This is a genomic window from Alteromonas sp. ABH2_165, assembly GCF_056159945.1.
On sequence record NZ_JBSWWF010000005.1, the window covers coordinates 141,921 to 155,500 of the forward strand.

A 13,580-nucleotide genomic window follows, 5' to 3' on the forward strand; every position below is an offset into this window, starting at 1 on the left:
AATCAAGGAATGAGACCATGGTCGTAGGTAGTAGGATTGGAAGGTGAGTATAATACATACAGATATGTTAAAGGGATGTATATAAACCAATGACGTTCGCCTGGGTTTCACTCGCATTAGTCTATTTATTTTTTCTGTTTTACATTGCCAGTTGGGGAGATAAAAACTCCCCCACCGCGAGATGGCTTACCTCTCATCCGGCAATCTATTCTCTGGCACTGGCAATTTATTGTACCGCCTGGACTTTTTTTGGTGCCGTGGGCTCTGCCAGCCGCGATACCTGGATTTACCTACCCATTCTTTTAGGGCCGGTATTGGTTTATGTGCTGGGATACAAATTTATTTATAAAATGACGTTGGTGAGCAAGAAGCAACACATCAATACCATTGCTGACTTCATCGCCTCGCGCTACGGCAAACGTCAGGGAGTGGCACTGCTGGTAACGCTCATTGCTCTATTAGCTACGGTGCCCTATATCGCGTTACAACTAAAAGCCATTGGTTCAACATTCCAGCTACTGACACAGCAACCTAACAGCCATTTCATTATTATTGTGGCTACCCTATTTATTGCTATCTTCGCGATTTACTTCGGCACCAAACAAACCGATGTTACGGAATACCGCCGGGGGCTAATGCTGGCCATTTCTTTCGAATCCAGCATTAAACTCACCGCGCTGGTACTGGTTGCCATTGTGGGTTATAGCGCTTGGCAAGCCACCGACAACCCTGAGCAATTTAATACATTTTTCAGCGACGAAGCGTTGTCTCAGTTTGGCTCCTATTCGTTTATATCCCAAACCATAATGGCCGCCGCAGCGGTAGTTTGCCTACCAAGACAATTTCACGTGGCCATCATAGATAACCTGAGCTTGGGGCATTTGAAAACAGCACGCTGGCTGTTTCCACTTTATCTGGGGATCACCGCCGCGGTCATTCCCGTCATCGCCATTGCTGGTAATGCCATATTTGCAGGCCAGAATGTAGAGCCAGATACTTATGTACTGAGCATGGCGATTTACTCGGAATCGGCGCTGTTGCAGATCATCGTATTTATTGGTGGATTATCCGCAGCTACCGCAATGATCATTGTTGCCACGCTAACACTCAGCACCATGCTGACCAACGACGTGATTCTGCCCCGCGTGCTGTTAACCAAACACAGTAATCCGGGCAATAAAGATTATGGCCGACGTATTCGACTTATTCGGCGTATCGTTATTGGCCTTATTCTGTTACTTGCGTTTCTCTACCACCAGCAGATGACCAACAGCCGCTCGCTCCACTCGATTGGTCTTATCGCCTTTTCACTGGTCATACAGCTTATTCCCGCCATTGTGGGTGGTCTTTACTGGAAGCGTGCCCACGCCCATGGCGTATATGCAGGCCTGATTGCGGGCTTGGTTACCTGGATGCTATGGCTGGTTCTGCCATTGGTAAACGACGGCGCTACTACCCTGGAACAAAACGAACAACTCAGTCAGGGCGCCCTCATAAGCCTGGCGATGAATTTTGTGGCCTACTACGGCTTTTCGTTATTTGCGCCAGCAAGACTCATTGACCGCATTCAGGCGGAGGCTTTTGTCTCTCCCACCGATGTCCGCAGTGTTTCTACCCGCAAACACAGCACCGACGTTATTGTGTCTGACCTCATTACCCTGCTGTCGACATTTATGGGTAGTGGTCGCTGCGAACAATTGCTAGAGGAATATCAGCACCTCAACGACTGTAAAATTAACCGCGATGAAACGCCGGATGAGTCATTCCTGGCCTTTGCCGAACGCGCTTTGGGCGGGGTAATTGGTGCCGCCAGTGCCAAAGCCCTGATTGATTCAATCCTCAAAGGTAAAAAGCTCGACTTTACAGAGATCATTAATTTCTTCGATGACACTACCCAGGCCATGCAGTTCAACATGACCGCCCTGCTCACTTCTCTGGAGAATATGGATCAGGGGATAAGCGTTATCGACAAACACCTTAACCTGGTGGCATGGAACAAGCGTTACACCATGCTGTACAACTACCCTGAAGAGTTGCTTGCTGTAGGTACACCGATAGAAAAGTTGGTGCGATACAACGCGGAGCGGGGAGAGTTTGGCCCCGGCGATGTGGAAGCAAAAATTGAAAAGCGTCTGGAGCACCTTCGTTCCGGCACGCCTCACCGATTCACCCGCCAGCGCGTGGATGGCCGGGTAATTGAAATGGTCGGGAATCCGCTACCAGGCGGTGGCTTCGTAACCAGCTTTAACGACATTACCGGCCATATTGAAATTCAGCAGGCACTGGAAGAATCCAACATAAACCTGGAAGCACGTATTAAAAAGCGGACGGAAGAAGTGCATTCCATCAATGCGGAATTAAGGCTGGAAATTGAACGGCGCTCCGAAGCGGAAAAAGAGCTTATTCGGGCGCGAAAGGCCGCGGAAGATGCCAACGCCAGTAAAACCCGCTTTCTTGCGCTTGCCAGTCACGATGTTCTACAGCCGTTGAATGCTGCCAAACTTTACGTGACCGCGCTAAACGAGGCCGATGTGTCAGACTCGGTAAAAGAAATCGTGACTAAGCTCAATCACTCAGTAACCTCCAGTGAAGCGCTGATTGGTACCTTGCTTGATATTGCGCGACTAGATCAGGGCGAACTTAAGCCGTCTACCGAAGCCATTCATCTGAGTGCCCTGCTTTCGCCGCTATTGGACGAAATGCGAATGAGCGCAAAAGAGAAAGGTTTAGAACTTCGTGCCCGGGTGCGGGATTGCTGGGTGCTGGGAGATAAAACCTTCGTTTATCGTATTGTGCAGAACTTACTTTCTAATGCCGTAAAATACACTGCCAAGGGGAAAGTGCTGTTTACCGTACGCCCACGGGGAGATCGGGTTTTAATTGAAATCAGAGATACGGGTATCGGTATTTCAGAAGAGCAGCTGGGCATGATTTTCAGCGATTTTTATCGTACCCATGACTCTACTGAGCACGGCGTAGGTTTAGGGCTTGGCGTGGTTCGTCGTCTTAGCCAGCAAATGCAAAGTAAAATCCAGGTTAGCTCCAAAGCCGGTAAAGGCAGTTGCTTCACACTGGTGATGGGCAAAGCCGCACCACGCCGACACAGCGACCCGACAAAGCTCTCCCGCGTTCAGTCTTTCCGAGGATTACGCGTGCTATGTGTTGATGACAAACAAGAGAACCTGGATGCTTTACAAACCCTACTTGAAAAATGGGGCGTTACCGTTGTTCTTGCTAATAATTGGGACGATGCCATTCGCCAGGCTGATATCTTCTCGCCACAAATTCTATTAATGGATTATCAGCTTGGTCCTGATCAGAATGGTTTAGATTTGATAGAGGCTATCAGGCAACATCTCGACATTGTGGTACCGGCTTCTCTGGTTACCGCAAATCACGAAGAAGACTTGATAGCTCAATGCCGTGAACAAGGCGTAAATTACCTGACCAAGCCGCTTAAGCCTGCCAAGCTCAGAGCCTTATTACAGAGCCTTTCCCGGAATATTAAAGACAGCAGGGTAAAGCCGCGGTAGGTGAGCTGCAAAAGCTCTGGCTGAAATCTAGGCTAAAGCCTAGGCTCAGTGGTTTTTTCGGCGCTTGCAGCAACGGGCTGAGAGCTTGCCGCGGTTACTTTACCCAGCGTGCCCCAACGTCCTTTGGGGTTCACCAATACCGGCCTGGTAAGGATTAGGTTATTGGGATACAGCACCGTTTCGCGATCTTGCGTCACTAAGCGGGTACTGAATAAATTGATGTCGGCAATAAAGCCCTCAATAAAATTGTCGCCATCGAGAATGCGCACATAGTTACCCCGACGGTAGGTAACGTTAGTCAGCAAAATAAAATAGGCAGTGATGTTACTGATCAACGACCAGTTTGCGAACAAGGCTACCCCTAGCAGCGTGAGGATAGATGTAGACAACACCAACAGGCCAGATATATCCACACCCCAGGCGATGAGAATGAGCGCTAAAGTCACCGTGGCGCTGAGAATGCGGGCAGTGAATAACCCCTTCAGTGCACTCGAAGATTTAAGCTTGCTCTTCTCGACATTTTTCTCAAGCCGTGGAATGGCGAAACGCGTCATCAACAGATAAAGAAGCAGCATTACCACAGTCCAAATTACATTGGTCTGGTAGGTAATAAACCAGGCAGAAATTTGTTCCAGCCACATCATGGTAAGTTCCTGAACAGCAGAAGATTTGTCATTTGTTGAAGGCATAGTTCCTGCTCGTGGAGGTCATGCATCGTTGATTACGGAGAAATTGATCCAGATAGTACAGAACGACAAATAAAAGTTATCGATGAATCAAAAAATTATATCACCTCTTTTTCGAGGTTCGTATTATATTATCAGATTAACATGTTGATCCGTCGGGCACGTTTCCGCAAGGGTCACACTCTTTACCACGACAGGTGAAATTTTTATTATGCGTATCGCAATACTCTCCCGTAATCCCAAACTTTATTCCACTCGCCGGTTACTTGAAGCGGGACTGGAAAAAGGCCATGAAGTCGACATTATCGACACCATGCACTGTTACATGGACATTACCAGTGCAAAACCTTCGGTACGCTATAAAGGTAAACGCCTGCCATTTTACGATGCCGTTATCCCGCGCATTGGCGCTTCTGTGAGTTTCTATGGCACTTCGGTAGTGCGCCAGTTCGAAATGATGGGCACTTACAGCATCAATGAATCGGTAGCAATCAGTCGTTCCCGTGACAAACTGCGTTCGTTGCAACTGTTATCGCGTAAAGGTATTGGCCTGCCTCGTACCGGTTTTGCTCACCACCCTGACAATATTGAAGACTTGATCAAGAACGTGGGTGGCGCACCAGTGGTAATTAAACTGCTCGAAGGCACGCAGGGCATTGGCGTGGTATTGGGTGAAACACAAAAAGCCGCTGAATCCATTATTGAAGCCTTCATGGGCTTGAATGCCAGTATTCTGGTACAGGAATATATTAAAGAAGCGGGCGGCTCAGATATTCGTTGTTTTGTAGTTGGAGACAAAGTGGTCGCAGCTATGAAACGGCAAGCGGCGCCGGGCGAGTTTCGTTCAAACCTGCATCGGGGTGGATCAGCAAGCCTGGTGCGTTTATCACCGGAAGAGCGTAAAACGGCGGTGTCAGCCGCCAGAACCATGGGCTTAAACTGCTGTGGTGTCGACATTCTTCGCTCTAACCACGGCCCGGTGGTGATGGAAGTGAACTCATCTCCAGGTCTCGAAGGTATTGAGTCTGCGACGAAAAAAGATGTTGCCGGCATGATTATCGACTTTATCGCTAAGTCAGCAAAACCACACAATACGCGCACCAGAGGCAAAGGTTAATGGCAGAAGATATTCTGGAAATTGGCGGCCAGAGCGTTCGTCCCGGGGAATCGAAAAAAATCGAGCTCGAGATGCCTCCGTTGTATACGGCCACCAATATGAGTATTCCGGTTTATGTGAAAAGAGGAAAGCGTCCAGGGCCGACAATGTTTGTCTCTGCCGCGATTCACGGCGATGAGCTTAACGGCATTGAAATCGTGGGACGGTTAATTCATTCAAAAGCCATTGAGCGTTTGAGAGGCACGTTAATCGCAGTGCCTATGGTGAATGTGTATGGCGTACTAAACCAATCGCGCTACTTGCCGGACAGACGGGATTTAAACCGTAGTTTTCCGGGAAGTAAGAAAGGCTCCCTGGCCGGACGCCTTGCTAATTTGTTTTTTAAAGAAATCGTGAGCAAGTGCGACATTGGCATCGACCTTCATACCGGCGCCATCCACCGCAGTAATCTACCGCAGATTCGTGCGAATCTGGACGACCCGGAAGTACTGGGTATGGCCAAGGCATTTGGTGTTCCTGTGCTATTAAATGCAGATTTGCGTGACGGCAGCCTGCGCCAATCAGCCAGCGAAGCCGGTGTGAAAATATTACTGTATGAAGCCGGCCAGGCGTTGCGTTATGACGAATTTTCAATTCGTGCGGGGGTTCGAGGCATTATCAACACCATGCGCCACGTAGGTATGCTGAATAAGAGTCGCAGCAAGGGCCACGACATCAAACGCTTTATTGCGCGGGAAAGCGGCTGGGTTCGTGCTCCGGAAAGCGGTTTAGTTAATCATATTTCGCAGTTAGGCGATCATGTGGCGAAGGGTGACAGACTCGCGACTATTTCAAACCCCTACGGCGAAATTTTAGAAACCATGTACAGCCCGACAGACGGCGTAATTGTCGGTAAGCAAAATATACCGCTGGCCCAGGAAGGCGAAGCAATTTATCACATCGGCTACTTCAAGCAGCCCGACACCGTTGCTGAGCACGTTGAGTTACTGCAGGATAACCTCGTAACCACCGACCAGCCTCAGCCGTAGCGAGAGGATATTTGATGGAACAGCAAAAACGACTTATTGGCGCGCTGGAGTATTGCGATTTACCGGAGCTCACCATAAATGATCTGACCATTCGTGTGGATACAGGCGCAACAACGTCGTCGCTTCATGTCGACAACATTGATGAATTCGAGCGTGACGGTGATCTGTGGGTGAGTTTTGATATTCACCCAGACATTCACAACGTGGAAAGCATCGTGCGCCGTGAAGCGAAGGTCGTGGCGCGAAAGAAGGTTAAAAGCTCTACTGCGACACTGGAACGTCGCTACGTTATCGACACCGAAGTGGTTATGTCGGGCGAGCGTTGGCGCATTCAGCTTACCCTGACAGATCGCCGGGAAATGACCTACCTGATGTTATTTGGCCGTGAAGCCATGAACGGCCGCTTTATTGTCGACCCTGAGCATGAGTTTATCCTCACCGCCAAACGGCCAGCAGAATAAACTACTTGGGTGGTTCTAGTTCCAGCTGAGAGGCAATCAGTACCGCTTGTGTACGGTTATTAATTCCCAGCTTTTTGAAGATGGCCGTGACATGGGCTTTCACGGTCGCTTCAGCAATATCTAAATTGTAGCCGATTTGCTTGTTCAGCAAGCCATCCCGCATATAGCAAAGGACTTTGTATTGTGAGGGCGTGAGCGTCGCTATTCGGTCAGCCAATTCAGAAAATTCCTCATCGACTTCTTCCAACTCTTCGCTCACCGAATCTGGTAACCAGATATCACCATCAAGAATAGACTGTACCGCATTCGCAATATCACCGGAGCTAGCGGTTTTCGGAATAAACCCTAACGCCCCTACCCCGACTATCTTAGAAATTAATGTCGCATCTTCGGTACCGGAGACCACGGCAACAGGCAATTCAGGGAACAGTTTGCGGATATGAAGCAAGCCAAACATATCGTGGCTGCCAGGCATGTGGAGATCAAGGAGAAGCAGGTCGATATCCTCTTTTTCAAGAATATCGACCGTGGTGTTCAGATCGCCGGCCTCTCTGAGGATAAGGTCCGGCAGGGTTAACGATAACGCCCCCCGCAAAGCATCCCGGTATAGCGGATGGTCGTCAGCAATCAGCAGCGTTATCATTATTTTCCCTTATTTGTTTAAGCGCTCCTCGATGAGTGTATCAACAACCGACGGATCAGCCAACGTTGAGGTATCACCAAGTTGCTCGTGCTCGTTGGCAGCAATCTTACGCAGAATACGGCGCATGATTTTACCAGAGCGGGTTTTCGGCAGGCCGCGTGACCACTGAATCATATCCGGCGTGGCAATTGGGCTCAGTTCCTGACGTACCCAGGCACGCAGTTCTTTAGTTAGTTCATCATCAGGCTCGATGCCTTCATTCGGTGTAACATACACATAAATGCCCTGACCTTTGATATCGTGCGGGTAACCCACTACGGCAGCCTCAGCCACTTTAGGGTGAGCAACCAACGCGCTTTCAATTTCCGCAGTACCTAAACGGTGACCAGAAACGTTCAGTACGTCATCCACACGACCGGTAATCCAGTAGTAACCGTCTTCATCGCGACGGGCACCGTCACCGGTGAAGTAAACGCCTTTGTAAGCACTAAAGTAAGTCTGAATGAAACGCTCGTGATCGCCATAAACAGTTCGCGCTTGGCTAGGCCAGCTGTCCTTGATAACCAGGTTTCCTTCAGCTGCGCCTTCCAAATCGTTACCGTCGGCATCGAACAAGGCAGGCTGAATACCGAAGAATGGACGGGACGCAGAGCCCGGCTTCAGCGCAGTCGCACCCGGCAGAGGCGTGATCATCATGCCGCCGGTTTCAGTTTGCCACCAGGTATCCATGATAGGACAACGGCTCTCACCAATTACACGGTAGTACCATTCCCACGCTTCAGGGTTGATTGGCTCACCCACTGAACCAAGCAGGCGCAGTGATGACAAATCACATCCTTCCACCGGTGCTTCACCGTGTGCCATCAACGCACGAATTGCGGTTGGAGCGGTGTAGAGGCTGTTTACTTTGTACTTTTCAACAACCTGGGCAATACGACGCACGTCAGGGTAAGTCGGTACACCTTCAAAGAATACCTGTGATGCACCGTTAATGAGTGGCCCGTAAACCATGTAGCTGTGACCAGTAATCCACCCCACGTCGGCGGTACACCAATAGATATCGTCTTCACGGTAATCGAATGCATACTTGAATGTCATCGATGAATACAACAGGAAACCACCGGTGGTGTGTACCACGCCTTTTGGTGTACCTGTAGAACCAGAGGTGTAAAGAATGAACAGTGGATCTTCTGCGTTCATGACTTCGGGTTCGCACTGTGCAGAACAATCTTCTACCAGTTGATCCCACCACACATCCACATCGCTGTTAAATTTAACATCACCACCAGTCAGTTTGTGTACCACAACATTGGTGATGGATGGGCATGCACCGTTTGCCAGCGCTTTGTCTACATTAACTTTCAACGGCACAGAACGACCAGCACGACGGCCTTCGTCACAGGTAATGACAACCTTGGCTTTACTGTCGTTAATACGGTCGGCAATAGCGTTTGGCGAGAAACCGCCGAAGATAACAGAGTGAATAGCACCAATACGGGCACAAGCCAGCATGGCATAGGCAGCTTGTGGCACCATTGGCATATAAACCGCAACACGATCGCCTTTGCCAACACCCAGTTTTTTCAGGCCGTTAGCAAGTTTACATACTTCATAGTGCAGTTGTTGATAAGTAATTTCTTCGTTGTCTTCTGGCGAATCACCTTCCCAGAAAAGGGCAACTTTCTTGGCATTTTCAGCCAGGTGACGATCGATACAGTTGTAACTGGCGTTGATCTCGCCATCTTCAAACCATTTGATAGAGACGTCGTCTGCACCAAAGTGCGTATTCTTAGTTTTTGTTGGATTCGTGTACCAATCTAATGTCGAAGCGTACTCGCCCCAGAAGCCTTCAGGGTCTTCTACCGACTGTTTGTACATCTTCTCGTACTGTTCCTGAGTCAGATGTGTTTGTTCTAGAATATTTTCCGGTACAGGATACGTCTTGCTGGCAGTCATGGATTTATGCCTCCGATGTCATGTTAATCCAGTAATAATTGTCTGTTAAACAGAGTAGCTATTCCCTGATAAAGCAAAATGAGACTTTGGTCTTAGCGATTTTGCTCTTTTAAGACAAAAACATAGTACCTTAGTCTCATGATCTAACTGGTTAGTTCAGATTGCCTGCGCATTGCTCCGGCTGACCGGGGAATAAAGCGGCACACCCTGCATTTTTTTCCGCTATGCCACCGATTCATGTTGGCTATAGGGACGAACAGGGTGAACCTTGTCTCACCAATACAGGTTAGAACTTGAAGACCACACCGGCGCGAATAACGGCCGTAGTAAAGCTCTCGTAGTCTGAACCATACTCGGTATCGAAGTGTGATAACTGCGCAAAAGTAGTCAGCCCTTCTGTGGCCTGATAACCATAGTTAATATAAGCCGTGCTGTTTTCATTCAGGCTGGTTGCAGACAAACGATCGCGATCGCCCGAGTCTACAGAAGCACTACCGTAACCCACTTTAATATTGTGACCTGCTGCTGGTGTCCAGCTCGCGTATAGCATGTAACCACTTTCCGAGAAGCTTTCACTTACCATACCACTACTGATAGTTACCGCAGGCGCCACACCCAAAGCGTTTTGGTTATTCAGAGCTTCCCCGGTGTAGTATTCACCGTTCAAACTTACTGTTCCAAAGTTCAGGGTTGTATACACTTTAAAGAGGTTTGCGTCTTGGTTTCCGCCGCCAACATAGCTGGGTTCATCTTCAAATTGCAGCTCAGCAACGTGGGCTGCAAAACCAAATACATGGCCAGATACTTTGTAGTTAGCATCGATTGCAAATCCAGGCATACCGCCCAGTTCATTGTTGTTTACACCGCTGCTGCTCAGGTTACGGCCTTTACCCGTAACGGCGCCGGTGAGTGTCAGGTTATCAACCTTATAGGTCGCACCGGCTTCCATCGCCAGGAAGCCTGTATTACCGGCGCGGAAACCATTACCCACCCAGTTATAGCTGCCGCTGGATTTTATACCTGCCGCGGTAGACCATTTTTGGCCAGCAAACAGTGTCAGGTTATCGCTGTAGTCGTAATAAAGGGTCGCTAAGCGCAGTCGTGGCTCCTGAGCCTGCAGCGCGGTTTGGTTGGTAAAGCCGTCTTCACCGTCGATGAAATCGAGTTCCAGCACACCACGGATTTTATTGTGCTTCATATTCAGGGAGAAACGGGACTGGGCTGCCTGGAAAGACGTCGATTGGGATTCTAGGTAGTTCGTCTCCTGATCGGTAGCAGGCGCTCCATTAAAAATATCAGTTCTCAAAGCGTGGGTAGGTGCAACATGGCTATAAGTGCTGCCGTAACTTCCGACACCTTCAGTGGACGCAACGACTTCTGTTTTAATCATACCTTTAAAACTAAAATCAAAGGCACTTGCCTGAGTACTTGCCAATGCCAGTGCGCAACAAGCTGCAATACGTGTATACATGTGTTCTCTCCCGATTAATTTTACAAAAATCAGATTTATTTTACGTGTGTGAATGGATCTCTCAGAGGGACACCAGTCAAATGACGTTCTCAACCAGCCCCTAACCAAAATTTAACATCAATGAAACAAATTCATTGTGTGACAAAATGTGGGGAATTACTCCATAAAATATGGATGCTGCGACCAAAGTCTTACGATTCAGGGACTAGAGCGTGGTGAGTCATGGCTCTCTGCACTATGTATATAGCAGAGTTCGGCGAAAATGCGCGAATTGGTCGCGATCCATTGCCATTTAAAGCAAAAAGTTCAATAACGTGTTAGGAAGTACCAAAAAGAGGCGCAATTTGACGCTGACCGGGACAGTCAGCGCCATGCAAAAAGTTATCGCGAAAGGAAAATAACAGAGAGCGGAACGACGAAAAATAGTCCGGCAATATAGGCTGCACCGTATAATTTTTGTTCAGCGGCCAGGTTCGCCAGTCCTGATGACAGCTTTAAAGGTACGTCACGCAGTATGGGCAGGCCAAATATCAGCACTACCGCAAACACGTTAAACAGTAAGTGCACGAGAGCTATTTGCATTGCCAAACCGGCGGTCGACCCGGTAACGGCAAGCGCAGCAATCACAGCGGTAATACACGTACCGATATTAGCGCCGAGGGTAAAAGGGTAGATATCTTTGGCTTTGAGAATGCCGTTGCCAACCAATGGCACCATTAATGATGTGGTCGTTGAAGAAGATTGCACTAGCACGGTTACCACAGCACCAGAGGCGATACCAGAAACCGGACCTTTGCCAATACTGGTATGCAAAATATCTTTGGCTTTCCCTACCATCAGCGTTTTCATTACTTTACCCATAAACGTGATGGAGGCAACAATTAGCATCACCCCAAGGATTATTTTAATAACCCCTGCATACTCAGCGGAAAGAAAGCTTAATGCGTCTGAAACCATATTCACCACCGGTGCAGTGATAGCTTTTATCGGATTAATCCCTTCTACCGCTACCACTGAATCCATATGGAATATACCCACCAGGTAACTGCTCGACTTTTCCAGTAAACCGGTAAATATCTCCAATGGTAAAAACACCATTACCGCCATAACGTTAAAGAAGTCGTGTACCGTGGCCGCGTGAAAGGCACGTCTGAAATCATTTTTATTAGCCACATGACCCAAACTCACAATCGTGTTGGTAATGCTGGTGCCGATATTTGCGCCCATGATCATGGGGATCGCCACTGTGATAGGTAATCCACCCGCAACCATGGCAACGATGATTGATGTCACTGTACTCGACGACTGCAACAGCGCCGTACTGACCATACCAATGATAAGCCCCATTACCGGGTTGGAGGCAAACTCGAACAGTCCGCTTGCATGATGAGCAGTAGCCAGTTTGAAGCCGCTGCCGATCATCGATACAGCCAGCAACATGAGATAAATAAGAGAAAGGAGTAAAAACCAGTTCTTTGAAGACTGACGGGGCGTACCTGCCGCAACGCGTACGTCCACTTCTGTGTGGGAAATCGCCATAATACATACACTCACTGAATTTATAGCAGTGAGTGTATGGCGAATTTATGACAGTGAAATGACTAACCCATCATTTAGAATGGTTGTGGGTAGGTGCGGTAAACCTCGTCAATCTGACGTAAAATGGCAACGTCCAACGTGATATCAAACGCTTTTATATTTTCTTCGAGCTGGTTGGTGGTGGTTGCACCGATAATGGTAGAGGTTACCCCTGGCACTTGCTGACACCAGGCTAAGGCAAGTTGCGACGGTGTGATACCCGCACGACCTGCAATTTCAACATAACGCTTCGTTGCGTCATGAGCTGATTGCTTGTCGCGAAACAGTCCCTGACGTTGTACAAACGTCCAGCGAGAACCTTTTGGTCTGTCGCCATCCATGTACTTGCCTGCCAGCATACCGGTCGCTAATGGCGACCACGGTAAATAAGCAATACCTTCCAGGTGACACATTTCAATTAAATACGGCCAATCTTTCCCGTGCAACAAACTGAATTCGTTTTGAATCGATACCGGTTTGGGAATATTCATCTCGTCACACAAACGCAGAAACGTGTGGATTCCCCAAGGCGTATCGTCAGACAAGCCCCAATGACGGATTTTACCCGCGTCGATAGCCGCTTTAAGACCAGTAAGAATATTGCGCATCCCTTCTACTTCTTGCTCGCGGTTCGTTTTCGTGGGGTTAACCATGCCAGGCCAGTGCTTGGCGAAATGAGGAGAAGTGCGATTTGGCCAGTGTAGTTGATATACATCGATGTAACTGGTCTGTAAGCGCTGAAGCGAACCTTCAATGGCCGCAGCAATATTCTCAGCATTAATAATATCGCCGTCACGAATCCAGCGAATACCACTACCTGCGATCTTGGTCATAATAATGAGTTCATCACGCTGGTTTTGGTTGCGACTTAACCAATCACCTAGCTGACGCTCTGTATCGCCGGAAGTCGGCTCGTTCGGCGGAATCGGATACATTTCAGCGGTATCGAGAAAGTTAACGCCTGACGACAACGCAACGGCCATCTGAGCATCGGTATCTTGCTGTGTATTTTGAATGCCCCAGGTCATGGTGCCTAAACATACTTCTGACACTTGCAAGCCACTATTACCTAGTGATGTATATTTCATATCCTGTTAAAACCTTTTC

At 48.5% G+C, this 13,580-nt stretch carries 10 protein-coding genes; 4 read left to right on the forward strand and 6 right to left on the reverse strand.

Going from position 1 to position 13,580, the window contains the following annotated elements; all coding sequences use genetic code 11:
- The first annotated feature begins 89 nt into the window (after positions 1-89).
- Positions 90-3,533, forward strand: a complete 3,444-nt coding sequence (locus ACXAFQ_RS11320; RefSeq protein ID WP_474821793.1) for a PAS domain-containing hybrid sensor histidine kinase/response regulator — start codon at positions 90-92, stop codon at positions 3,531-3,533.
- Positions 3,534-3,565: 32 nt separating this feature from the next.
- On the opposite strand, the gene ACXAFQ_RS11325 is transcribed toward ACXAFQ_RS11320, so the two are convergent.
- Positions 3,566-4,177 (reverse strand): mechanosensitive ion channel domain-containing protein, encoded by a 612-nt coding sequence (locus ACXAFQ_RS11325; RefSeq protein WP_474822436.1) that lies wholly within the window; start codon positions 4,175-4,177, stop codon positions 3,566-3,568.
- A gap of 253 nt (positions 4,178-4,430) precedes the next feature.
- Here ACXAFQ_RS11325 and rimK point away from each other — a divergent pair, with 253 nt between their 5' ends.
- The 3 genes from rimK to ACXAFQ_RS11340 are packed head-to-tail and all read left to right on the forward strand — an operon-like array spanning position 4,431 to position 6,825.
- A complete protein-coding gene (rimK, locus tag ACXAFQ_RS11330; RefSeq protein WP_474821797.1) occupies positions 4,431-5,336 on the forward strand; it encodes a 30S ribosomal protein S6--L-glutamate ligase in 906 nt (301 codons plus the stop codon).
- On the forward strand, positions 5,336-6,364 hold the full coding sequence (locus tag ACXAFQ_RS11335) for a succinylglutamate desuccinylase/aspartoacylase family protein (RefSeq protein WP_070125489.1): 1,029 nt from the start codon (positions 5,336-5,338) through the stop codon (positions 6,362-6,364). The genes rimK and ACXAFQ_RS11335 overlap by 1 nt, the downstream gene beginning before the upstream one ends.
- 14 nt (positions 6,365-6,378) lie before the next feature.
- Positions 6,379-6,825: an ATP-dependent zinc protease family protein gene (locus tag ACXAFQ_RS11340; protein ID WP_474821804.1), complete on the forward strand. Its 447-nt coding sequence runs from the start codon at positions 6,379-6,381 to the stop codon at positions 6,823-6,825.
- A gap of 1 nt (position 6,826) precedes the next feature.
- Here ACXAFQ_RS11340 and ACXAFQ_RS11345 read toward each other — a convergent pair whose 3' ends face one another.
- From ACXAFQ_RS11345 to ACXAFQ_RS11365, 5 genes are all read right to left on the reverse strand, one after another.
- The gene (locus ACXAFQ_RS11345; protein ID WP_474821806.1) at positions 6,827-7,468 is read right to left on the reverse strand and encodes a LuxR C-terminal-related transcriptional regulator; all 642 of its coding nucleotides are present in this window, start codon (positions 7,466-7,468) and stop codon (positions 6,827-6,829) included.
- 9 nt (positions 7,469-7,477) lie between these two features.
- Positions 7,478-9,424, reverse strand: coding sequence for an acetate--CoA ligase (gene acs, locus ACXAFQ_RS11350; RefSeq protein ID WP_070125492.1), 1,947 nt, complete (start codon positions 9,422-9,424; stop codon positions 7,478-7,480).
- 286 nt (positions 9,425-9,710) lie between these two features.
- Complete coding sequence (locus tag ACXAFQ_RS11355) at positions 9,711-10,895, reverse strand: hypothetical protein (RefSeq protein WP_474821812.1); 1,185 nt, start codon at positions 10,893-10,895, stop codon at positions 9,711-9,713.
- Positions 10,896-11,276: 381 nt separating this feature from the next.
- Positions 11,277-12,434: a Na/Pi symporter gene (locus ACXAFQ_RS11360; RefSeq protein WP_474821816.1), complete on the reverse strand. Its 1,158-nt coding sequence runs from the start codon at positions 12,432-12,434 to the stop codon at positions 11,277-11,279.
- Between the two features lie 74 nt (positions 12,435-12,508).
- Positions 12,509-13,561 (reverse strand): aldo/keto reductase, encoded by a 1,053-nt coding sequence (locus ACXAFQ_RS11365; RefSeq protein ID WP_474821818.1) that lies wholly within the window; start codon positions 13,559-13,561, stop codon positions 12,509-12,511.
- Positions 13,562-13,580: the final 19 nt, after the last annotated feature.